Raw genomic sequence first — 22,161 nt, 5'->3', positions numbered from 1 at the left:
AAGTGTTGGCGGTTGCCGACTCCGACTCGTATCTGAAATGGGCGGCCTGCCTGCTCGACGACCTGCCCTCGGGCTGCGTGACGGAGCTGGTGGTGGTGCGCACGCCGATCGCGCCCTCCCCGGAGCAGATCGCCGCGGCGGTGGGTCGGCGCGCGGAAGGGCAGGAGCCGCCGCCGGTGCTGTCCGCGCGCTCGGTGCGCCGGGTGGCCGAGCGGACGCAGCCGGACGTGATCCTCGTGGCCTGTACGGGCCCGGTGGTGGACGTGCTGGTGGCCGAGGTGTTCGCGGGGCTGCGGCCCCGGCCGGTGTTCGTGAGCGGGCTGCCCGGCATCTCGGTGCCCGCGACGGAGAAGGCGTGGTTGTTCCGCAGCGGCTGTGACCTGTTCGTGGTGCACAGCGAGCGTGAGACGGCGGAGTTCGGCGAGATCGCGGCCCGGCTGGGCGGCGGCGGGGCGGTGGGCCTGGCCAGGCTGCCGTTCCTGCGGCCGGAGGTCGTCTCCGGGAGTGGCAACCGGGTCGTGTTCGCCACGCAGGCCAAGGTGCCGCGCCAGCGCGAGCAGCGCGAGAGCATCCTGACCGCGCTGGCCGAGCTGGCCGCGCGGCGGCCCGACCTGGACGTGGTGGTCAAGCTGCGCGCCCTGGAGGACGAGCGGCAGACGCACAACGAGCGCCACCACTACCAGCGGCTGTGGCGGGAGATGGGCGAGCCGGGCCGGCTGCTCTTCGAGGCCGGCTCGATGTACGAGCAGCTCTCGCACGCGGCCGGGTTCGTCACGGTGAGCTCGACGGCGGCGCTGGAGGCCATCGCCATGGGCGTGCCGTCGCTGGTGCTGAGCGACTTCGGCGTGAGCGCCGAGATGATCAACCTGGTGTTCGAGGATAGCGACCTGCTGGGCACGCTCGACGACCTGGCCAAGGGCGACTTCCGGACGGCCGCGGAGCGGTGGTGCGCGGCCAACTACTTCCAGCCGGCCGAGCGCAACGACTGGGCGGGACTGCTGGCCGGGCTGGTGATCTCGCGGCCGCGGGTGCCCGCCAAGTCACTGCTCGACGGGCCCGAGTTCGCGGCCGCGCGGCGCAGGGCCAGGTTGCGGGTGGAGGTGCCGCCCACGATGTTGCGGGCGGGCTGGCGGGCCAAGCGGCGGATGCGCCGCTACCTCAAATCGCTGACCTGATCTTCCTGCGGATCTTGGTGAACGTGCTGGGCTTGCCCACTCCGGCGCCGGTGAGGCCCAGCACCTCCAGCCGCTTGCGCTTGAAGTAGCGCCGGTCGAACTCGATGCTCTCCGGCCGCAGGTCCGGGTAGCTGTCGGCCTGCATGCAGTAGCCGACCGCCCGGACGAGCCGGGGCAGGTCCACGGCCGGCGGCTGCTCGATCGTGCCGTCCGCCGACATCCGGGGCAGCAGGGCGTCGACGATGGTGACCGGGATCCGGTTGCTGTTCTCGTACGGCGTCAGCCGGTCGAGCACCATCTCCGTGCCATAGGAGGCGACCTGCAGCCCGAAATAGCGCTGGGCCGTCACCAGACCGGTGGAGAAGCAGCCCACCACCAGCTCCGGCCGGAGCGCCGCGAAGCACACCTCGGCCGGCACGTTGTCCCCGGCCACCGAGAGCCGCACGCCGAGCGGCCCGGCCGCGGCCCGCAGCAGCTGGGCGTGCCGGCGGCCGGCCGCCGGGTGCGGCTTGAAGACGATGTCCCGGTAGCCGCGGGCGACCAGCGCCTTGAGCATCGTCTCGTGCAGCTCGGCCTCCTCCTCCGGCGTGACGATCTCCAGCGCCGACAGGTATTGCCCGAGGATGACGGCCGGGCCGGTCGGCATCTCGGGCGCGGTGGTGGCCACCTCGTGCACGATCGACAGGAACCGCTCCTCGGGCAGGACGGCGGGGGCGACGCCGTACTCGCTGAGCAGCAGCGGCGTCAGCCCCGGCACCAGGTCCAGGTGGAGCAGCCGCCCGATGCGGCGGAAGATCTCGGCCGGCAGCGGGTCGCGGGTCGGGCCGTAGCTCATCAGCCCGTCGGAGTAGACGGTGATCGGACAGTCGCGCACCAGCCCCGCGATCGTCCGCGCCGGCGCCACCGCGATCGACTCCAGCACCAGCTCCTCGACCCCGTCCAGCCGCCAGTGGGCGCGGATCAGGCGCTCCATCATCGGGACCTCGATGACGCGCGCCCGCCAGTCGGACGGGTGCAGCGGCGCGATCAGCTCGTTCCAGGAGAGCACCTCGTCGAACCGGGAGCGCAGCACCGCGAATCCGGGCGCCTGGTCCAGTGGCGTCGACACCTCGGGGATGGCCGCGTTGTTGGACACGACGAGGACGCGGCGCCCGCCGCCGAACCGGCCGTCGTCGATGGCGGCAGCCAGGGACATCGCCCCGAACAGCGTCGAGGCGTAGAAGACCTTCACTAGGACTCCTCCCGGTCACGGCGGACCCGGATGTGCGGGCTGGGGGGCAGATCGGGCACCAGGGCCCGGAGCGTGGTCTCGCGCTCGATGGACATCCGCGCCACCGACTCGGCCACCAGGTCCCGCGGTAACGCGCGCACCATCTGCGCGCCCCGCTCCTCGAAGCGGGCCCGCAGCGCCGGCGTGAACCGGTCGGCGAGCCCGAGGTGGTGGGCGAGCAGCGCGCAGAAGTTCCGTACGGCCTTGGGCTGGAACTCCGGCTCCAGGTCCTTGAGCACCAGCTCGAACGCGTCGAAGAAGTGCAGCTGGCGCTCGTCGCCGACCTGTGTCAGCGACCCGGAGACCAGGCGCCGGTAGAACACCCCGGCCAGTGACACGACCGAGAACGTCGCGGCCTCGCGGTGCAGCCGCCAGATCCACGGCCGGTCCTCGGCGGTGTGCAGCGAGCCGGGGAAGTGCAGCAGGTCCCGCAGGGAGCGCCGGTAGATCCCGGCCCACGCGTACGGGTAGTCGACCATGGTCCGCACGCTGGCCGGCAGGATGGCGTCGCGCGGATTGAGCACCACGCCGCGCCGCGTCATCGGGGCCCGGTGCAGCACCCGTTTGCGGCCCTCGACCTGGACGTGGTCGGTGCGTACGAAGTCGCAGCCGAGCCCGTCGATGGCGGCGACGAGCTGCGCCAGATAGCCGGGCGCGAGCCAGTCGTCACCGTCCATGAACGTCACGTACCGGCCGGACGCGGCCGACAGGCCCGTGTTGCGCGCGTCCGCCAGCCCGACGGGGGCGGGGTTGCGCAACACGGTGAGCCCGGGGAGATCAGGGAGGAAGTCCTCGATGATGTCCCCGGTCGCGTCCACGGAACCGTCGTTCACGACGATGAACTCGAAGTCGCGCCGGGCGTTACGGCAGAGCGAGGTCAGCGCGTCGGCGATGAAGCGCTCGCCGTCCCGGACCGGCACGACAACCGAGAGGGTGATCAACGGTATTTCTCCTGGGGGGCCTATGGAGTACGGGACGGTCAGACGGTCACCCTGCGGAGACGCGCCTTGGGCGCCTCCTCACCCGGGAAGACGCGCTTGACGCCGTCGCCCAGGGCTTGCTCGATGATCCTGATGTCGCGTACGAGGTGCTCCAGGCCGGAGGGCTCAAGCGAGGCGGCGTGGTCGGAGCCCCACATGGTGCGGTCGAGCGTGATGTGCCGCTCCACGCAGACCGCGCCGAGCGTGACGGCGGCCAGCGAGATCTGCAGGCCGCGCTCGTGGCCGGAGTAGCCGACGGGGACGCCGTAGCGGTCCTTCAGGGTCGTGATCGTGCGCAGGTTGGCCTCCTCGGGCGGCAGCGGGTACGTCGAGGTGGCGTGCATCATGATCAGCTTATCGGTGCCGAGGATCTCTACGGCCGCGTCGATCTCCGACAGCGTGGACATGCCGGTGGACAGGATGAGCGGCTTGCCGGTGGCCGCCAGGGCACGCAGCAGCTCGTGGTCGGCGACGCTGGCCGAGGCCACCTTGTGCACCAGGACGTCCATCTCCTCCAGGAACTCCACGGAGGGCACGTCCCACGGCGAGGCGAACCAGTGCAGGCCACGCTCGTCGCAGTATTTCGCGATCTGCCGGTACTCGTCGTACCCGAACTCGGTCCGCTCCTTGTACTCCAGGTAGGTCATCTCGCCCCACGGCGTCTGCCTGATCTGCCCCTTCTGCTCCTCGGGCACGCAGATCGCGGGAGTGCGCTTCTGGAACTTGACCGCCTGGCAGCCGGCCTCGGCCGCCACGTCGATGAGGCGGCGGGCGAGGTCGAGGTCGCCGTTGTGGTTGATGCCGATCTCGCCGATCACGTAGACCGGCTCACCCTCGCCGACCAGCACGTCGCCGATGGCCACCGGGCCCAGCCTGGGCTGCGTCCTGACCTCGGTCGCCGTCGGCTCCGGCCGCGCGGCCACCACGCGGTCGCAGAGCTCGCGCACGGCGCCGTCCCCGCCGGCCCTGGTCAGCACGACCCTGGCGGCGGCGCGAACGCGCGGGTGGGCGTCGGGCGTCGCGACCGGCCAGCCGACCTCGCTCATCGGGCCGAGGTCGTTGACGTCGTTGCCGACGTAGGCCACCCGGGCGGGGTCGAGGCCCTCGATCCTCAGCCAGTCGCGCAGCACGGTGCGCTTGTCGGCCAGCCCCTGCAGCACGGGCACGCCGAGCTTGCGGGCGCGGGCGGCCACCACCGGGTTGTGCTCGGTGGACATGATCAGGACCTTCACGCCGGAGCGGCGCAGCAGCGAGACGCCCATCCCGTCCGAGCGGCTGACCAGCACCATCTCGCGGCCGTCGGAGTCGACGTAGGCGCGGTCGTCGGTGTGCACGCCGTCGAAGTCGGTGATGACCGCGTCCACGTCGATCGGCTCGGGCACGTCGATGAACGGGGCGAGCGCGCGGACGAGCTCCAGGTCCTCGGGGGCGTCCACCTCGATGCCGTGCCGCGCCGGCACGGGCTGGACGGCGGTCCTGCCGAAGAAGCGGTGGCCGTGTTCGCGCAGGCCGGAGGTGCGCATGACGTAGAAGGCGCCGTTCTCGCGGAACTCGGGCTCGCGGTCCTGCCTGCGCTGCCTGACGGCCGGGTCGTGGTTGACCCCGCCGCCGGCGGCCGTCCAGAGGAACTCGTGCGTCGGCAGGCCCGACACCACCGAGTCGGCCTCCCCGTCGAGCACCTTGCGCACCGCGGCCGACAGGTCCGCGGGGTCGATGAACGCGCTCGTGCACTGCACGAGGACGACGACCTCGGGGTCCTCGCCGAGAGCGTCGAGCGCGTGCAGCACGGCCGACTCGCTGGAGGCGGTCGCGCCGCTGAGCTCCTCGGGCCGTTCGACGACCTCGGCGCCCGCCTGCCTGGCGGTCTCGGCGATGCAGTCGTGGTCGGTGCTGACCACGACCCGGTCCACCAGTTCAGCGCGCAGCGCGGCTCGCACGGCGCGCGTGACCAGGGGGACGCCCCCGACCAGGGCGAGGTTCTTCAGGGGTACGCCCGCCGAACCTCCGCGGGCGGGAACAACGGCCAGGACTCGCAAGGTGTGTCTCCTCAAAGCATTGGATTGCACCCAGAAGCTAGAGGGCCGGATTGAACAGCCAGCGTCAGTGTCATTAACTTTCCATGGGGATCCGGTAGAGCAACTCTGGCCGACCCACTCCGCCGTACTGCGGGAAGCGGGCCGCGACCCCCAGCTCCACCAGGTATTCCAGGTAGCGGCGGGCGGTCACGCGGGACACTCCGACGGCGTCGGCCACGGCCTGGGCCGCCATGCCCTGCGGGTGCCGGCGCAGTTGAGCGGCCACGCTGTCGAGAGTGTCCCTGGACATCCCTTTCGGCAGCTCGGAGCTGCCTCGGAGGGTGCCCAGCACCCGGTCCACGTCCCCCTGCCCGACGGCCAGGCCCGCTTCCTCCTTGAACCGGGCGTAACGCGTGAGCTTTTCGGCGAGTGTCGCGAAGGTGAACGGCTTGAGCAGATACTGCGAGATGCCCAGCGACACCGCCGAGCGCACCATGGCCAGGTCGCGGGCCGAGGTGACGGCGATGACGTCGCACATGAGGCCGCCCGCGCGTACGGCCCGGCAAACCTCCAGGCCGTGCATGTCGGGCAGGTAGAGATCGAGCAGGATGAGGTCCACCGGCGTCCTGCGCAGGAAGCGCAGCGCCTCCCCGCCCGACCTGACGACCGCGGCCACCGCGAAACCCGGGACCCGCTCGACGTAGATACGATTGGCCTCGGCGGTGATCTCCTCGTCCTCGACCACCAGGACGGAGATCACGGACCCCGGAACGCGCGCCGAACTCATCGCACCACGTCCGGCATGTGCTGAATTGTGCGCGGGTCTGGCACCGGCAGCCGCACGGTGAAGGTCGAGCCGGCGACGTCGATGGTGCCGCCCAGCCGCCGCACCGCCTGGCCCACCAGGGCCAGTCCCAGCCCGTGGCCGTCGCCCTTGGTGGTCCAGCCCTTCGTGAACGCCGCCGGGTCCCTCAGCCCGGGCCCGTCGTCCGCCACCCTGATCACCACGCCGTCCGCGTCGGCGGCCAGGTGCACCTCCACCCGGCTCGCCGCGTCGATCGCGTTGTCGATCAGGTTGCCCACGATCGTGACCAGCTCGCCCGAGTCGAGCCCCAGGTCGTCCAGCTCGCTGTCCTGGCTGATCACCAGCTCGCCGCCGCGCTCGGCCGCCTCGGCGCTCTTGCCCAGCAGCAGCGCCGCGAGCACCGGCTCGCGCACCGCGCCGACCACCCGGTCGGTCAGCTCCTGCGCGGCCCGCAGCTCGGCCGTGCCCAGCGCCACGGCCTGCTCGGTCCGGCCCAGCTCCACCAGCGTGATCACCGTGTGCAACCGGTTGGCCGCCTCGTGCGCGGACGCGCGCAGCGAGTCGGCGAAGCCGCGTTCGGCGTGGAGCTGGCCGGTCAGCGACTGCAGCTCGGTGTGGTCCCGCACGGTCACGACGGTGCCGAGCCGGCTCGCGGCGCTGTTGACCGCGAGCACCCGGTCGCCCACCAGGTGGACGCGCTCCTCGTGGTCGGCCAGCACCTCCGAGAGCCCCAGCTCGGCCACGTGCCGGCCCTCGGCGTCCGGTGGCAGGCCGAGCAGCTGCCGGGCGGCGTCGTTGCACAACGTCAGCGTGCCGTCCCTGCCGACCAGCAGCAGGCCCTCCCTGACGGCGTGCAGGACCGCGTCGTGGTGCTCGTGGATGCGGCCCAGCTCCACCGGGCCGAGCCCGTGCGTCTGGCGGCGCAGCCGTACGGTGACCAGCCACGTCCCCGCCGCGCCCACGACCAGCGCCAGCGCGCCGACGAGCCCGTTCCAGGCGAACTGGTCGCGCAGCCTGGCGCTGATCTTCTCGATCGTGATGCCCGCGCTGACCAGCGCCCGCACCTGCCCGCCCGCCATCACGGGGGTGACCGCCCGCTTGGAGGCGCCGAGCGTGCCCGTGTAGGTCTCGGTGAAGGTCTCGCCCGCCACCGCCCGGTCGATGTGGCCGAGGAAGGGGTGGCCGATCTCGTCGGGGTTCGGGTGGGTGTAGCGGGTCCCGTCCGGCCGCATGATGGTGACGAAGTCGACGCCGGTCCGGTGGCGTACGCGCTCGGCGTACGGCTGCAGCCGCGCGCTCGGGTCGGCCGTGTCCAGGGCGGCGAGCACCTCGGGTGAGGCCGCCACGCTCACCGCCACCGCCGTGGCGGTGTTGGCCGCCTCGTCGGTGAGCAGGTCCTGCGCCTGCACCAGCGCGAGCAGCGCGCCGCCCGCCACCGTGACGGCGACCACGAGCAGGTGCAGGACCAGCATCTGGCCTGCCAGGCTCCAGCGCCGCATCAGATATTTCTCCCGTGAACGAAACTTACTCAATGGTGACCTGCGTCACTGCGAATCGCATAGTCGGACATCCAGAAGGTAATTCATCTACGCTGGAGAACCCCCCATGCGTGATCGCACTCGTTATCTCTACCTGGCCGTCATCGTGGCGGTCGTGCTCGGGATCCTGGTCGGATTCATCTGGCCGGACGTGGGCAAGGCGCTCAAACCCGTCGGCACCGGCTTCGTTTCGCTGATCCAGATGGTGATCGGGCCGATCATCTTCTGCACGATCGTGCTCGGCATCGGCTCGGTCAGGAAGGCGGCCAAGGTCGGCAAGGTCGGCGGGCTGGCCCTGGGCTACTTCCTGGTCATGTCCACGGTCGCGCTGATCATCGGCCTGGTGGTCGGCAACGTCATCCACCCCGGCTCGGGGCTGCAGATCACCGACGCCGCCAGGCAGACCGTCCAGGAAGAGGCGGCCAAGGGCGCCGGCAGCACGGTCGACTTCCTGCTCGGCATCGTGCCCGACACGCTGGTGTCGGCCCTGACCAGCGGCTCGGTGCTGCAGGCGCTGCTGGTGGCGCTGCTGGCCGGGTTCGCGCTGCAGGCCATGGGCGAGAAGGGCGCGCCGGTCCTGCGCGGCATCGAGCACCTGCAGCGGCTGGTGTTCCGCATCCTCGCCATGGTCATGTGGGCCGCGCCGGTGGGCGCGTTCGGCGCGATGGCGGCCGTCGTGGGCGCCACCGGCCTGGAGGCGCTCAAGAGCCTGGCCATCATCATGGTCGCCTTCTACGTGACGTGCGTGCTGTTCGTCGGCGTGGTGCTGGGCACGATCCTGTGGCTGGTCGCCAGGATCAACCTGTGGACGCTGCTGCGCTATCTGGCGCGCGAGTTCCTGCTGATCCTGTCCACCTCCTCCTCGGAGACGGCCCTGCCCCGGCTCATCGCCAAGATGGAGCACCTGGGCGTCAGCCGGGCCGTGGCGGGCATCACCGTGCCGACCGGCTACTCGTTCAACCTGGACGGCACCGCGATCTACCTGACGATGGCCACGCTGTTCATCGCCACGGCCACCGGGTCGCCGCTGGAGTTCGGCGAGCAGGTGGGGCTGCTGCTGTTCATGATGATCGCCTCCAAGGGCGCGGCGGGCGTCACGGGCGCCGGGCTGGCCACGCTCGCGGGCGGCCTCCAGGCGCACCGGCCCGAGCTGGTGGACGGCGTCGGCCTCATCGTGGGCATCGACCGGTTCATGTCCGAGGCCCGCGCGCTGACGAACTTCGCCGGCAACGCCGTCGCCACCGTGCTCGTCGGCACCTGGACGGGCGAGTTCGACCGGGGGCGGGCCGAGGCCGTGCTGGCCGGGCAGCTTCCGTTCGACGAGGCCACGCTGCTGGACGAGGACGAGGAACGCCGGGAGCCGGAACCCGGCACCGGCGGCGACAGGCGGCTCTCGCCGGTCTAGCCGCCCGCGTACGGGCGGCCTCGCCGCGGCGGGGCGATGGGCAGGCGGAGCACGAAGCGCGCCCCGCCCCGGCAGTCCTCGACGCCGATCCGGCCACGGTGGGCCATCGCCACGTCCCTGGCGATGGCCAGGCCCAGCCCGGTGCCGCCCGCGTCCCTGCTGCGGGCGGCGTCCAGCCGGGTGAAACGCTCGAAGATGCGCTCGCGGTCCTCCGCGGCGATCTCCACGCCGTCGTTCTCGACCGCCACCTTCGCCTCGGAGCCCTCCCCGCGTACCGTGACCTGGACCGTGTGCTCGGCGTGCCGCTGGGCGTTGTCCAGCAGGTTGGTGAGCAGCCGGGCGAGCTGCAGCCGCACGCCGTCGACGACCACGCCGGGCTCCAGGTCCACCTGTACGGGGAGCTTGTCGCAGCGGACGGCCAGCTCCTGGCGGACCAGGTCGGCCAGGTCCACCCGTTCGCTGACGATGTCCACCCTGGAGCCGATCCTGGCCAGCAGGAGCAGGTCGGTGATGATGGCCTCCAGCCGGTCGGTGTCCCGCAGCGCGCCGTCCATCAGCGACTCCAGGTCCGTGTCGTCCGGATAGAGCTGGGCGCTCTCCAACTGGGCGCGCAGCCCGGCGAGCGGGGTGCGCAGCTCGTGCGAGGCGTCGGAGGCGAACTGGCGCTGTTGCAGCGCGGAACGTTCCAGCCGGCTCAGCGTGGCGTTGACGGATCGGGCGAGCTGGGACACCTCGTCGTCACCGGCCGGCTGGGTGACGCGGCGGCTCAGGTCGCCGGCGTGGACCTCGTCCAGCTCCGCCCGCATGGTCGCCACCGGCCGCAGCGCCCGCCCGGTGATCAGCCAGGTGGCCCACGCCGTCAGCGAGACCACGGCCGCGACCTCGGAGAACACCACGGCCTCCAGGGTGCGGCCGGCCAGGATGTCCGGCGTGCGGCGGCCGGCGTAGACGACGGGGGAGTCGGCGGACATGGTGGTCCGGACCGCCGACAGGTGCACGCACTGGGTCGGCAGGCAGTTCGTGGTGCTGAGCACCCGGTCCTCGACGGGCGGCCGTACGTCGCTGAGCGGCGGCAGGTTCCTGGCCGCGTCGCTCGCGGCGAGCACCTGCCCGTTGGCGGCGACGATCTGGATGAGGTCGACCGACGGGTTGGGCACCGGGATGGCGGCGCCCATGGGCAGCGCGCCGCCGCGCATCTCGTACGCGATGCGCTCGGCCGTGTCCCTGGTGTCGCTGGCCACGGCGGAGGCGACCACCGACTTGGCCACGGTGATCCCGGCCAGGGCCAAGGGGACGAACACGAGGGCGGCGATCGCCGTCGCGATGAGGGTCACGCGTCCGCGCAAGGATCTGGCCCACCAGCGTGCCACCACATGAGGTTATGAGCGTGATTCCCGGCATAACGTCCGGTTTAGGGAAAGATTCCGCCAATCGTCAGCGCTGGAGCCACACCGCGGTGTCCGGCGGGACCGAGCCGTCGGCGCCCAGCGGGCCGCTGGCCAGCAGCACCTCACCGGTCACGTCGAGGACCACCGGCTGCTCGCCGGTGTTGAGCGCCGCGACCAGCCCGGGATCGCGCTCGATGACCAGCACGTCCTTGGGGGAGTCGAGCCACTTCAGCGTGCCGCCGCCGAGCGCGGGGTGCTGCTTGCGCAGCCTGAGCGCGGCCCGGTAGAGGTTGAGCGTGGAGGCGGGGTCGTGCTCCTGCGCCTCGGCCGACAGGGCGCCCCAGGAGGCGGGGATCGGCAGCCACGGGTCCCGCCAGCCGAAGCCGTCGGAGCGCGTCCACGGGATCGGCACCCGGCAGCCGTCCCGGCTCTCGCCGGTGCGCCGGAAGGCCGGGTCCTGGCGCAGCTCGTCCGGCAGGTCGAGCACCTCGGGCAGGCCCAGCTCCTCGCCGTTGTAGAGGTAGGCCGAGCCGGGCAGGGCCAGCATGAGCAGCGTGGCCGCCCGGGCGCGGGCCAGGCTGCCGTGCCGGGTGACGTGCCGGGGCTTGTCGTGGTTCGACAGCACCCAGGTGGTGGGCGCGCCCACCAGCTCCGCCTCCTTGAGCGACTTCTCGATCACGGTACGGAACGACTTGGCATGGAAGTCGGCCATCATGAACTCGAAGTTGAACGCCTGGTGCAGCTCGTCGGGCCCGACATAGCGGGCCAGCCGCTCGGGCGAGGACACCCACGCCTCGGCCACGGCCATCCGCCCGCCGGGATAGGAGTCCAGGATCGGCCGCCACTCGCGGTAGATCTCGTGCACGCCGTCCTGGTCGAAGTAGGGGACCTGCTCGCCGCCCAGCATCTCGGCCTGGCGGCCGTCCCTGGGGCCCACGTCGGGCAGCCCGTCGGCCTTGACCATGCCGTGCGCCACGTCGATCCGGAAGCCGTCCACCCCGCGGTCGAGCCAGAAGCGCAGGATGTCGCGGAACTCGGCGCGTACGTCCGGGTTGCTCCAGTTGAGGTCGGGCTGCTCGGGCGCGAACAGGTGCAGGTACCACTGCCCGTCCTCGACCTGTGTCCAGGCGGGGCCGCCGAAGACGGACTCCCAGTCGTTCGGCCGGTCGCGGAAGACGTAGCGGTCGCGCAGCCCGGCCTGGAACCAGGGGTGCCGGTCGGAGGAGTGGTTGGGCACCAGGTCCACGATCACCCGCAGGCCCAGCCCGTGGGCGTCGGCGACGAGCGCGTCGAAGTCGCCGAGCGTGCCGAACATGGGGTCCACGTCGCGGTAGTCGGCCACGTCGTAGCCGCCGTCGGCCATCGGGGAGGTGTAGAAGGGGCTCAGCCAGAGGGCGTCCACGCCGAGGTCGGCGAGATAGCCCAGGCGGGCGCGGACGCCCTTGAGGTCCCCCATGCCGTCGCCGTCGGCGTCGGCGAAGCTGCGGGGGTAGACCTGGTACACGACGGCGTCACGCCACCAGTCGTCGTTGCCGAGCATGATCGTCCTTCCCCTGGATGCCCGAGATGTCGGGTGATGTTCTGGTGAAGAATGTCGCGATCGTTGACCACGGTCAAGTGCAAGTTTCGGTAAGTTGCAAATCTCGCCCGCCAGGAGACAGGGCCTTCGGAAGGCCGCCGGACGCGGGGCGGACGGCGGGTCCGGACAGGCCCGCCGTGCAAGATCTTTCAGTTCTTGCGGCAAGCCGTCGGCCGAGTTCTACGCTCCGTGACGACACCCATGCCGGATGGTGGCGCTCGCCACGGCGGTCAGGCTACGGTGGCCCCTGCCAACCCGTTGACTCCAACTAGATAGTGGTGTGCACGTATGAGGTTGCTCTCCGTAGCCGTCATGGCCTCCCTGCTGCCCGCGCTCCCCGCGGCGGCCTCCTCCCGGGCCGGCACCACGTACTACGTGGACTCCAGGGCGGGAGACGACGCGGCGGCCGGCACCAGTGCCTCGGCGGCCTGGAAGACGCTCGGCAAGCTCGACTCCGCCGACCTCAAGCCGGGCGACTCCGTCAGGATCAAGCGCGGCAGCAGCTTCACCGGCGGTCTCGTCCTGACCCCCAGCGGCACCGCGGCCCGGCCCATCGTGGTCGGTGCCTACGGCTCCGGCGCGCTCCCCAAGATCAGCGGCACCGGCGCCGACTGCGTCACGGTCAAGGGCGACCACTGGCGCATCAGCGGTCTGTGGGCCTCCCGCTGCCGCTGGGCCGGGTTCGCGCTCGCCGGCGACCACATCGAGCTGACCGGGGTGCGCTCCGACGGCAACGTCACCGGCGTCTACGTCCCGGCCAGCGGCTCGCACAACACCATCCGCGGCAGCGTCCTGGCCGACAACAACCGCATGAGCGTCAACGACGCGGGCGGCGACAACGACTCCGGCGCCTTCGGCGTGCTCCTCAACGGCGACGACAACCTCGTGACCGGCAACACCATCACCGGCAGCTTCGCCGGCAGCAGCGACTACGGCGCCGACGGGGCCGCCGTCGAGATCTTCAACGGCGATCGCAACCGCGTCACCCACAACCTCGCCCGCGACAACGAGACCTTCACCGAGCTCGGCGCGGCGAAGGGCAAGACCGCCGGCGACAACGTCTTCGCCTTCAACGTGGTGACCTCCTCCCGCAGCCGCGGCTCGTTCCTCATCACCCGCGGCGCCCGCCACGTCGTCGGCCCGGTCAAGGGCACGATCGCCGTGCACAACTCCGTCTACCTGCCGGCCAGGAACACCATCGGCTGGTCCTGCCACGACGGCTGCGCGCCGTCGATCCTCAAGCTGCGCAACAACGCGATCGCCGTCGGCGGCGAGGCGGGCTGGGAGGACGGCGCGGGCGCCGACGAGGACGGCAGCGTCTACAAGGCCCGCAAGGCCAGGTTCAAGCTGGGGCCGCGCTCGGTCATGGCCGACCCGAGGTTCGTCTCCGCCACCAACCTGCGCCTGCGCCCCGGCTCCCCGGCGCTCGGCCGCGGCGTCAGGCTCTCCGCGTCCTGGTACGGCGGTGGCACGGCCCTGGTCAAGGACATCGCCGGCAGGCCCGTACCCGCCACCCCGAACGCCGGGGCCTATCAGGGCTGAGCCGGCCGATCGGGCACCCTAGAGTGGACGGCGTGCTTTCAGAAGAACTCCGCCGGCCGCTGGTGCGGCAGCTCGCCGAGTCCGACGCCCCCCGCCATTACTGGCATCTCGGCGACGAGGACGGGCGGGCGTGGCTGTTCGAGAGCGTCGAGGGCGACGCCGAGCACTGGGCGGTTCGTCAGGTCGAGGTCGGCGCCGACCGGGCCGCCCGGCGCTACTGGTGGCGGCACCTCCATGACGAGCGCGGCTTCCTCACCGACCAGCCGCTGGAGATCTGGGAGCTGACCGAGATCACACCGGAGGCGTTCGAGGCGGTCTGGGAGGCCGCGGGCTGAGCGCGCCCGCCCCTCACCCTTTCCAGAAGCCGTCCTGGAGGCCGTGGGTGATCAGGCTGACGGCCATGTCGAACATGCGCGCGATCTCCCCGGGGTCGTCCGAGAGATGGCCCTGGACCTGGGCGAAGAGGAAACCCGAGACGAACGCGTGCAGCACGTCGCTCGTCCGCTTCAGCTCCGGCTCCGGCACCCCGGCCAGCAGCAGGATCCGGTTGAGCGTCTGCCAGATCGGCCGCCGGCGGTCCGCGATGAGCTCGGGATGGTTGTGGATGTATCCCCACAGGGCCGGATGGGCCAGCGCGTGCCGGTAGTAGGCCATCGCCAGCGCCTTGAACTGCTCCTGCCACGGTGAGCCGTCGTCAGGCGGCATGGTCATGCGGTCGCCCACGGTGGCGCAGATCAGCGCGAGCAGCGCCTCCTTGTTCTCCACGTGGTGGTAGAGCGACATGGGATTGACGTCCAGCTCCGCCGCCAGCTTGCGCATGGACAGCCCTTCCACTCCGCCGTCGTCGACCATCCGCACGGCCGTGGCGCAGATTTCTTCGAGAGTCAGAGGGGTGCCCCTGCGCGCGCTCACTGCCATACGCCGTATGGTAGCGTCCGCCATACAGTGTATGGCTGCATGAGGGAGCAACTCATGGCTCGGATTCCCGCCCCGCAGGGCCTGCCGATCGTGGGCAACACCCTGCAAATCCCCCCGCACTCCCCGGTGGAGCATTTCGTCCGGGTGGCCGCGGACTACGAAGAGGGCATCTACCGCCTCGACATCGCCGGGCGCTCGGTGGTGCTGGTGTACGACCCCGACCTCGTCAGCGAGGTGTGCGACGAGACGCGCTTCATCAAGCGCATCGACCCGCCCCTCTCCATCGTGCGCGACTTCGGCGGCGACGGCTTGTTCACCGCCGAGCTGCACGAGCCGGTGTGGGGGCATGCCCACCGCATCCTGATGCCCGCCTTCAGCCAGCGCTCGATGAAGGCGTACTACCCGCAGATGCTCGAGGTGGCCGAGCGGCTGATCGCGTCCTGGGCAGGCCGGCAGGGGGAGGATCTGCCCGTTTCCGATGACATGACCCGGCTGACCCTGGACATCATCTCGCTCACCGGGTTCGGCTACCGGTTCAACTCGTTCGAGTCGCCCGAGCTGCACCCGTTCCTGCGGGCCATGGGCGGCGCGCTGACCCACGCCATGCTGCGCAACCAGCGGCTGCCGTTCGTCAACAAGTTCATGCGCAAGAGCGACGAGGCCTACCGGCGCGACATCGCCACCATGCAGGAGCTGGTCGACGAGGTGATCAGGGAGCGTCGCGCCGGCGCAGCGGGCGGTGCGAAGGACCTGCTCGGCCTCATGCTGGAGGCGTCCGACCCGCACACCGGCGCCCGCCTGTCCGACGAGAACATCCGCAACCAGGTCCTCACCTTCCTGATCGCCGGCCACGAGACGACCAGCGGCCTGCTCTCCTTCGCCCTGTACAACCTGCTCCGCGAGCCGCACACCCTGGCCCGCGCCTACGACGAGGTCGACAGGCTGCTGCCGGGCGACGAGCCGCCCACCTACGAGGCGATCATGAAGCTCGACGTCATCCCCCGCGTCCTGGAGGAGACGCTGCGGTTCTGGTCGCCGATCCCGATCTTCGCGGTGTCCCCGGTGGCGGACACCACGCTCGGTGGCTACGCCGTGCCCGAGGGGCAGAAGATCGGCGTGCTGCTGCCCGCCCTCCACCGCAATCCCCGGGCGTGGGAACGCCCCGACGAGTTCGACATCGACCGCTGGCTGCCGGAGCACAAGGCCGCCCACCACCCGGGCGCGTACAAGCCGTTCGGCAACGGCGAGCGGGCCTGCATCGGCCGCCAGTTCGCGCTCACCGAGGCCAGGCTGGCGCTGGCGATGATCCTGCGGCGCTTCGCCCTGTCCGACCAGAACGCCTACCGGATGAAGATCAAGCAGACGCTCACCCTGAAGCCGGAGGGGTTCACCCTCCGGGTCCGCGAGCGCCGCGCCCACGAGCGCGCCGCCGTGGCCGATCAGCAGGTCCAGGAGAGCGAGCAGCAGGACGTCACCGTGACCGGTGTGCCCCTCACCGTCGCCTACGGCTCCAACCTCGGCACCAGCGCCGACCTCGCCGAGCGCCTGGCCGAGCGGGCCGGGCGGGCCGGCTTCGCCACCACGCTGACCACCCTGGACGAGCTGGAGCCGCCGCGGTCGGGACTGCTCGTCGTGGTCGCCTCCTCCTACAACGGCAAGGCCCCCGACAACGCCCAGCGCTTCGACGCCCTGGACGGCCTGCCCGACCTGTCCGGGGTCCGCCTGGCCGTGCTGGGCTGCGGGAACACGCAGTGGCCGACGTACCAGGACTTCCCCCGGCGCGCCTTCGAGAAGCTGACGGCCGCCGGGGCGGTGCCGCTGATCGAGCGCGGCGAGGCCGACACGGACGGCGACTTCGACGGCGACGTGTCCGCGTGGACGGCCCGGCTGTGGGCTGCCCTGGCCGCCGAGTACAGCGCGTCGGCCGACGGCGCCGGGCCGCGCTACGAGATGGAGGTGCTCAGCGAGGCCGAGATCAGGCCCGCCGTCGTCTCCGAGCGGGCCTTCCCGCTGACCGTCGTCTCCAACGAGGAGCTGACCGGCGACCCGGACGGGCTGTGGGACTTCTCGATCGAGGCGCCGCGTCCCGGCGTGCGTTCCATCGTGGCCCGGCTGCCCGAGGGCGTCACCTACTCGGCGGGCGACCACGTGGCGGTCTTCGCCAAGAACGACCCCGAGCTGGTGGAGTGGGCGCTGCGCTGCCTGCGCGTCCCCCGCGAGCAGGTGGTACGGCTGCGCGCCGCCGGCGCCACCCACCTGCCGGTGGACACCCCGGTGACGGCGGGCCTGCTGCTGACCGAGTTCGCCGAGCTGCAGGAGGTGGCCACCCGCTCCGACCTGGAGGCGCTGTCCGCGCACACTCGCTGCCCCTGGACCCAGGGGCAGCTCGCCGAGCTGACCGCGAACTACGCCGAGGAGATCCTGGCCAAGCGCGTCTCCCCGCTGGCCCTGCTGGAACGGTTCCCGGCGGCCGAGCTGCCGCTGCCGGTGTTCCTGGAGATGGCCGGGCCGATCAGGCCGCGTTACTACTCGGTGTCCTCCTCGCCGCTGGCCGATCCGGGCCTCGTCCGGCTCACCGTCGGCCTGGTCGAGGGTCCCGCCTGGTCCGGCAGCGGCACCTACCAGGGCATGTGCTCGGCCTACCTGGCCGGGCTGGCGCCCGGCGAGGTGTTCTACGGCTACGTCCGCGTGCCCGCGCCGCCGTTCCGGCTGCCGGCCGACCCGGCCACGCCGGTGATCCTGGTCGGCCCCGGCACCGGGTTCGCGCCGCTGCGCGGCTTCCTGGAGGAGCGCGCGCTGGCGGGGGCGAGCGGGCGGGCCCTGGTGTTCACCGGCTCCCGCCACCCCGGGCACGACGAGCTGTACGCGGAGGAGGTGGCCGCCTGGGCCGAGGCGGGGCCGGTGACGGTGCGTCCCGCGTACTCGGCCGTGGCCGGGCACCCGTACCGGTTCGTCCAGGACGCCGTCGCCGCGCACGCCGACGAGGTGTGGGAGCTGCTGGAGCAGGGCGCCCATGTGTACGTCTGCGGCGACGGCCTGCGGATGGCGCCCGCCGTACGGGAGGCCCTGCTCGACCTCCACCGCCTCAAGACCGGTACCGACGGGGCGGCCTGGCTGGCCGGGCTGGAGTCGGAGGGGCGTTACCAGCAGGATGTGTTCGCCTGACCCGGGAACGGGCGCCTGAACTGGGGACGAGCGCCTGACCCGGGGACGGGCGCTTGAGCTGGGGACGGGCGCCTGACTCGGGAATAGGCGCCTGGCCTGGGGACGGCCCCGGTGCGCTCTGGTGAGGGCCGCCGTTGGCGCAGGGCGCGGGCGGTGGCCCGGTCCGGTGCCCCAATGTTCGACATTCCGGACTTAACGCTTCATTCTTGGATATAACCGCAGCATGTGCGACATATCCGTGGAACATGCGTGAAATCTTTCCACGGCACTGTGGAGCCTCTGGAAAGGGGGCGGGCAATGCTGCTGCGACTGAGGGTGTCGCTACCGGACCGGCCGGGTGGCCTCGGCCAGGTCGCCAAGTCTCTGGGGGCACTCGGAGCCGACATCCTGCAGGTCACGGTGCTCGAACGGGAGGCCGGGCGGGCCGTGGACGACTTCACCGTCTCCTGGCCCGGCAAGGTCCCCGCCTCCGAGGCCCGCGAGCGGTTGTCCGCCGTGCCCGGCGTCCGCGTCGAAGGCGTCTGGGTGACCAAGGACGTACCGGGCTCCGCCCCGGACTACGACCTGCTCATGCACGTCGCGATGGAGCCCGCGCGGGGGTTCGCCACGCTGGTGGACGCCCTGCCGGGCCTGTGCGGGGCCGAGTGGTCGCTGGCGCTGGCCGACGGCGCCGTACGGCACGCCTCGCTGGCCGCCCCGGCCGAGTTCTTCCTGCCGGAGCCGCCGCCGCGCGCCATCACCAGGGACGCCGACCCGCTGCGGCTGATGTTGTTGCCCGTCCTGACACAGAGCATGCACGTGGTCGTCGCCCGCGCGGAAGGGCCGGTGTTCCACCGCGCCGAGGTCGAACGCGCCGCCCGCATCGTCGACGTGGTCGCCAGGATGGCCGCCCGCGCCTGATTGACCAGGAAAATGTCAGACGATTAACGTGAGCGCTCTGATCGTTGGTGAACAGGGAGCCGCCGAGTGACCGTGCACGAGCCCGAGATCGGCCGTTACTACGAGGACTTCACGGTCGGGGACGTCTACCAGCACCCGATGGGGCGCACGATCAGCGAGGCCGACAACACCTGGTTCACGCTCCTGACCATGAACACGAACCAGAGCCACTTCAACGCCCACTTCGCCGACAGGACCCCGGTCGGCAAGATCATCGTTAACTCGGGGCTCAGCGTGGCCATCGTGCTCGGCCTGTCCGTGATCGACGTGAGCCAGAAGGCGATCGTGAACCTCGGCTGGGAGGACATCAAGCTCACCCACCCGGTGTTCGTCGGCGACACCGTGTACGCCGAGTCGAAGGTGATCGCCAAGCGGGAGTCGAAGTCCCGGCCGTACGCGGGGATCGTCACCTGCCGCACCCGCGGGCTCAACCAGGACGGCGACGAGATCATGTCGTGGACCAGGACCGTCATGGTGTACAAGCGCGACGCCCCGTACGACAAGGGGTACTTCCCGCGGGCCAAGACCGGTCCGCTCTGAGGATTGAGAGTCATGGATTTCGAACTGACCCCCGAGCAGCGGGCCTTCAGGGAGACGCTGCGCGCGTTCGTCGACAAAGAGATCATGCCGGTGGCCACCGAATGGGAGCACTCCGGCAGATATCCGACGGAGATCATCGAGAAGATGAAGCAGATGGGGCTGTTCGGCCTGTCGGTCCCCGAGGAGTACGGCGGGCTCGGGGCCGACATGGTGTCGTTCGCCCTGGTCTTCGAGGAGATCTCGCGCGGCTGGATGGGGGTCGCGGGCACCATCGGGTCCCACTCGCTGGCCTGCTGGATGATCGCCCGGCACGGCACCGAGGAGCAGAAGCGGCTCCACCTGGAGGACCTGGCCGCCGGCGTCCGCCGGACCGCGATCGCGCTCACCGAGCCCGGCGCGGGCACCGACCTGCAGGGCATCCAGACGCGGGCGGAACGCGACGGCGACTTCTACGTCGTGACCGGCACCAAGACCTGGATCACCAACGCCCGCCACGCCGACCCGCTGCCCGTGCTCGTCAAGACCTCGGTGACCGAGCCCGCGCACCGGGGCATGTCGGTGCTGCTCGTGGACCCGGCCACGGCGGGCTTCAGCGTCAGCCGCGACCTGCCCAAGCTCGGCTACAAGGGCACGGAGACGTGCGAGGTGGTGCTCGACCACGTACGGGTGCCGGTGTCCGCCCTGCTTGGAGGGGTCGAGGGGCGAGGCATGCAGCAGGTGCTCGGCGGGCTGGAGATGGGCCGTATCAACATCGCCGCCCGCGCCGTCGGGGTCGCCCAGGCCGCGTACGACGCCGCGCTCGCCTACGCCCGCGAGCGCACCGCCTTCGGCCAGCCGATCGCCGACTTCCAGGCCATCCAGCTCAAGCTCGCCGACATGGCCACCGACATCCAGGCGGCCCGGCTGCTCACGTACTGGGCGGCCGCCCAGGCGGACGGGGGCAAGCGGGTGGACATGGAGGCGGGGATGGCCAAGTACTTCGCCTCGGAGGTCGCGCTGAAGGCCGCGCTGGAGTCGATGCGGATCCACGGGGGGTACGGGTATTCGCAGGAGTTCGTCGTGGAGCGGCTCTACCGGGACGCGCCGCTGATGGCGATCGGGGAGGGCACCAACGACGTGCAGCGCATGGTGATCGCGCGGTCGCTCGTCTCGGGCAAGAGCAAGGTGGGCTGGTGACCGGCCGGTCGGGGTGAGGGCGGGGGTCGTTTCCCCGGCTGGCCTGGCTTCCCCGGCTGCCCTGGCTCCTCTGGCTTCGCTGGGGGTGGTCAGTCGTGGCGGGGGAGGCCCGAGACCTCGTGATCGGCGTGGAAGAGGGCCTCGGCGATCAGCGCCCGTACATGCGAGTCCCGCGCGCGGTAGAGTACCCGGCGCCCGTCCCTGCGCGTGTCCACCAGTCCGGCCAGGCGGAGTTTGGCGAGGTGTTGCGACACCGACGGGCGGGGTGCGCCGATGGCCTCGGCAAGTGAGTTCACATCCAGTTCGCCGGAGGACAACAACCACATCAGCCTGAGGCGGGTGCCGTCGCTGAGCATGCGAAAAGCGTCGACGGCGGCGTTCACCTGGGCAGGAGTGGGGTGGTCCTGCGAAGGGGTGGCCGTCGAGGTGTTGTCGCGTGCGTACATAACTACATATCCTTGCTAAAAGGGATAAAATGCGCAAGTGAGGCGATGTCATGTCCGAACACCCCACCCCACCTCCTCACCAGCACGAACACGCACATGAGCACGGACAGGGACGCAGTCACGGGCACGGCCACATACGGGGAGGCGAGCACGAGCACGGGCATGGGTCCGGGGATGAGCATTCGCACGGGCATGGGCACGGGCATGCGGCTGTGGGTGGGCTGGGTGGGGTGTTGGGGCGGATATTTCATGTAATAACGCCTCACAGCCATGACAGTGCCGACAAAACCGACGCCGCACTGGAGGCGAGCAGTCGTGGCATGCGCGTGCTGGCCATCTCGTTCGCCGTCCTGATGGTCACCGCCGTCATCCAGGCCGTGATCGTCGCGGCCTCCGGTTCGGTCGCGCTGCTCGGCGACACCCTGCACAACCTGGCCGACGCCCTCACCGCCGTCCCGCTGGCCATCGCGTTCTCGCTCGGCCGCCGCGCCGCCACCCGCCGCTTCACCTACGGTTACGGCCGGGCGGAGGACCTCGCGGGCATCGTCATCGTCCTGCTCATCGCCGCCTCGGCGGCCCTGGCCGGGTACGAGGCCGGCCTGCGGCTGCTCGAACCCCAGGAGATGCGGGCGGTCGGCTGGGTGGCCGGCGCGGCTGTGGTCGGGTTCCTCGGGAACGAGTGGGTGGCACGCTATCGCATCAAGGTCGGCAGGGAGATCGGCTCGGCCGCCCTGGTGGCCGACGGCCTGCACGCCAGAACCGACGGCTTCACCTCGCTCGCGGTCCTGCTGGGCGCGGGCGGCTCGGCCCTCGGACTCCCGATCGCTGACCCGATCGTCGGCCTGCTGATCACGGTCGCCATCTGCTTCGTGCTGCGCGACGCGGCCCGCGAGATCTACCACCGTCTCATGGACGCCGTCGACCCGGCCCTGGTGGACGCCGCCGAACGCATCCTCACCACCGTGAAGGGCGTTCACGGCATCGGCTCCGTACGCCTGCGCTGGATCGGTCACGCCCTCCACGCCGAGGTGGAGATCCTGGTCAATCACGATATGTCGGTGGTCGACGCCCATGCGGTGGCGGTCGAAGCCGAGCACCGCCTCATCCACGATCTCCCGAGGCTGCGGGCGGCCACCGTACACACTGATCCGCACGGCCCGGCCGGCGCCGACCACCACGCCACCCTGGCCACCCACCGCCCCACCTGACGCCCATCGGATGCACTGGCCCGTTCCGGTGGGGTGGTGCGGGTCGTGGAGGGGCGTCCCAACGGGTCGGTC

The 22,161-nt window shown here is 71.2% G+C and carries 18 protein-coding genes; 9 read left to right on the top strand and 9 right to left on the bottom strand.

Annotated elements, in window-relative coordinates:
* Positions 1-2: 2 nt before the first annotated feature.
* Positions 3-1,175: a DUF6716 putative glycosyltransferase gene (locus tag BLS95_RS26270; protein WP_245765284.1), complete on the top strand. Its 1,173-nt coding sequence runs from the start codon at positions 3-5 to the stop codon at positions 1,173-1,175.
* Here BLS95_RS26270 and BLS95_RS26265 read toward each other — a convergent pair.
* From BLS95_RS26265 to BLS95_RS26245, 5 genes are all read right to left on the bottom strand, one after another.
* Positions 1,159-2,406 (bottom strand): polysialyltransferase family glycosyltransferase, encoded by a 1,248-nt coding sequence (locus BLS95_RS26265; protein ID WP_090936531.1) that lies wholly within the window; start codon positions 2,404-2,406, stop codon positions 1,159-1,161. The genes BLS95_RS26270 and BLS95_RS26265 overlap by 17 nt on opposite strands.
* Entirely contained in the window at positions 2,406-3,386 is a 981-nt protein-coding gene (locus BLS95_RS26260; protein ID WP_090936529.1) for a glycosyltransferase family 2 protein, read from the bottom strand. Before BLS95_RS26260 ends, BLS95_RS26265 begins: the two co-directional genes overlap by 1 nt.
* A 38-nt stretch (positions 3,387-3,424) precedes the next feature.
* Complete coding sequence (locus tag BLS95_RS26255) at positions 3,425-5,461, bottom strand: N-acetylneuraminate synthase family protein (RefSeq protein WP_090936526.1); 2,037 nt, start codon at positions 5,459-5,461, stop codon at positions 3,425-3,427.
* A gap of 73 nt (positions 5,462-5,534) precedes the next feature.
* The gene (locus BLS95_RS26250) at positions 5,535-6,227 is read right to left on the bottom strand and encodes a response regulator (RefSeq protein ID WP_218135988.1); all 693 of its coding nucleotides are present in this window, start codon (positions 6,225-6,227) and stop codon (positions 5,535-5,537) included.
* On the bottom strand, positions 6,224-7,744 hold the full coding sequence (locus BLS95_RS26245; RefSeq protein WP_090936520.1) for a sensor histidine kinase: 1,521 nt from the start codon (positions 7,742-7,744) through the stop codon (positions 6,224-6,226). The genes BLS95_RS26250 and BLS95_RS26245 overlap by 4 nt, the downstream gene beginning before the upstream one ends.
* Before the next feature lie 106 nt (positions 7,745-7,850).
* Between BLS95_RS26245 and BLS95_RS26240 the strand changes: the two genes are divergently transcribed.
* A complete protein-coding gene (locus BLS95_RS26240) occupies positions 7,851-9,188 on the top strand; it encodes a cation:dicarboxylate symporter family transporter (RefSeq protein ID WP_090936517.1) in 1,338 nt (445 codons plus the stop codon).
* On the opposite strand, the gene BLS95_RS26235 is transcribed toward BLS95_RS26240, so the two are convergent.
* Together BLS95_RS26235 and BLS95_RS26230 are read right to left on the bottom strand one after the other, a co-directional pair.
* Positions 9,185-10,522, bottom strand: a complete 1,338-nt coding sequence (locus BLS95_RS26235) for a sensor histidine kinase (protein WP_245765283.1) — start codon at positions 10,520-10,522, stop codon at positions 9,185-9,187. The two genes, BLS95_RS26240 and BLS95_RS26235, sit on opposite strands and share 4 nt — an antisense overlap.
* A 100-nt stretch (positions 10,523-10,622) precedes the next feature.
* A complete protein-coding gene (locus BLS95_RS26230; RefSeq protein ID WP_090936514.1) occupies positions 10,623-12,116 on the bottom strand; it encodes a glycoside hydrolase family 13 protein in 1,494 nt (497 codons plus the stop codon).
* Between the two features lie 327 nt (positions 12,117-12,443).
* Here BLS95_RS26230 and BLS95_RS26225 point away from each other — a divergent pair, with 327 nt between their 5' ends.
* Positions 12,444-13,697: a right-handed parallel beta-helix repeat-containing protein gene (locus BLS95_RS26225; RefSeq protein WP_245765282.1), complete on the top strand. Its 1,254-nt coding sequence runs from the start codon at positions 12,444-12,446 to the stop codon at positions 13,695-13,697.
* Between the two features lie 32 nt (positions 13,698-13,729).
* On the top strand, positions 13,730-14,032 hold the full coding sequence (locus BLS95_RS26220; RefSeq protein WP_143043872.1) for a hypothetical protein: 303 nt from the start codon (positions 13,730-13,732) through the stop codon (positions 14,030-14,032).
* 13 nt (positions 14,033-14,045) lie between these two features.
* Here BLS95_RS26220 and BLS95_RS26215 read toward each other — a convergent pair whose 3' ends face one another.
* The gene (locus BLS95_RS26215) at positions 14,046-14,615 is read right to left on the bottom strand and encodes a TetR/AcrR family transcriptional regulator (protein WP_176993389.1); all 570 of its coding nucleotides are present in this window, start codon (positions 14,613-14,615) and stop codon (positions 14,046-14,048) included.
* A 54-nt stretch (positions 14,616-14,669) separates the two neighbouring features.
* Between BLS95_RS26215 and BLS95_RS26210 the strand changes: the two genes are divergently transcribed.
* The 4 genes from BLS95_RS26210 (at position 14,670) to BLS95_RS26195 (ending at position 20,435) form a co-directional block, all read left to right on the top strand.
* Positions 14,670-17,780 carry a bifunctional cytochrome P450/NADPH--P450 reductase gene (locus BLS95_RS26210; RefSeq protein WP_090936502.1) on the top strand — a complete coding sequence of 1,037 codons (3,111 nt, stop codon included), beginning with the start codon at positions 14,670-14,672 and terminating at the stop codon, positions 17,778-17,780.
* A 297-nt stretch (positions 17,781-18,077) separates the two neighbouring features.
* Positions 18,078-18,680: an ACT domain-containing protein gene (locus BLS95_RS26205; protein ID WP_090936498.1), complete on the top strand. Its 603-nt coding sequence runs from the start codon at positions 18,078-18,080 to the stop codon at positions 18,678-18,680.
* Between the two features lie 66 nt (positions 18,681-18,746).
* Entirely contained in the window at positions 18,747-19,259 is a 513-nt protein-coding gene (locus BLS95_RS26200) for a MaoC family dehydratase (protein ID WP_090936495.1), read from the top strand.
* 12 nt (positions 19,260-19,271) lie between these two features.
* Positions 19,272-20,435, top strand: a complete 1,164-nt coding sequence (locus BLS95_RS26195) for an acyl-CoA dehydrogenase family protein (RefSeq protein WP_090936492.1) — start codon at positions 19,272-19,274, stop codon at positions 20,433-20,435.
* Between the two features lie 89 nt (positions 20,436-20,524).
* On the opposite strand, the gene BLS95_RS26190 is transcribed toward BLS95_RS26195, so the two are convergent.
* Positions 20,525-20,881, bottom strand: a complete 357-nt coding sequence (locus BLS95_RS26190) for an ArsR/SmtB family transcription factor (protein WP_090936489.1) — start codon at positions 20,879-20,881, stop codon at positions 20,525-20,527.
* A 320-nt stretch (positions 20,882-21,201) separates the two neighbouring features.
* Between BLS95_RS26190 and BLS95_RS26185 the strand changes: the two genes are divergently transcribed.
* Positions 21,202-22,089, top strand: coding sequence for a cation diffusion facilitator family transporter (locus BLS95_RS26185; protein WP_245765281.1), 888 nt, complete (start codon positions 21,202-21,204; stop codon positions 22,087-22,089).
* Positions 22,090-22,161 lie beyond the last annotated feature (72 nt).

The organism is Nonomuraea jiangxiensis, assembly GCF_900099965.1.
Lineage (GTDB): Bacteria > Actinomycetota > Actinomycetes > Streptosporangiales > Streptosporangiaceae > Nonomuraea > Nonomuraea jiangxiensis.
Note: the sequence above shows the minus strand (reverse complement) of the source record. Positions and strands in the feature narration are given on the sequence as shown.

Bases quoted from the DNA above. Each gene is read 5' to 3' on its own strand.
- BLS95_RS26250 (WP_218135988.1), bottom strand. From the start codon at position 6,227: ATGAGTTCGGCGCGCGTTCCGGGGTCCGTGATCTCCGTCCTGGTGGTC.
- BLS95_RS26245 (WP_090936520.1), bottom strand. From the start codon at position 7,744: ATGCGGCGCTGGAGCCTGGCAGGCCAGATGCTGGTCCTGCACCTGCTC.
- BLS95_RS26240 (WP_090936517.1), top strand. From the start codon at position 7,851: ATGCGTGATCGCACTCGTTATCTCTACCTGGCCGTCATCGTGGCGGTC.
- BLS95_RS26230 (WP_090936514.1), bottom strand. From the start codon at position 12,116: ATGCTCGGCAACGACGACTGGTGGCGTGACGCCGTCGTGTACCAGGTC.
- BLS95_RS26225 (WP_245765282.1), top strand. From the start codon at position 12,444: ATGAGGTTGCTCTCCGTAGCCGTCATGGCCTCCCTGCTGCCCGCGCTC.
- BLS95_RS26215 (WP_176993389.1), bottom strand. From the start codon at position 14,615: ATGGCAGTGAGCGCGCGCAGGGGCACCCCTCTGACTCTCGAAGAAATC.
- BLS95_RS26210 (WP_090936502.1), top strand. From the start codon at position 14,670: ATGGCTCGGATTCCCGCCCCGCAGGGCCTGCCGATCGTGGGCAACACC.
- BLS95_RS26205 (WP_090936498.1), top strand. From the start codon at position 18,078: ATGCTGCTGCGACTGAGGGTGTCGCTACCGGACCGGCCGGGTGGCCTC.
- BLS95_RS26195 (WP_090936492.1), top strand. From the start codon at position 19,272: ATGGATTTCGAACTGACCCCCGAGCAGCGGGCCTTCAGGGAGACGCTG.
- BLS95_RS26190 (WP_090936489.1), bottom strand. From the start codon at position 20,881: ATGTACGCACGCGACAACACCTCGACGGCCACCCCTTCGCAGGACCAC.
- BLS95_RS26185 (WP_245765281.1), top strand. From the start codon at position 21,202: ATGCGCGTGCTGGCCATCTCGTTCGCCGTCCTGATGGTCACCGCCGTC.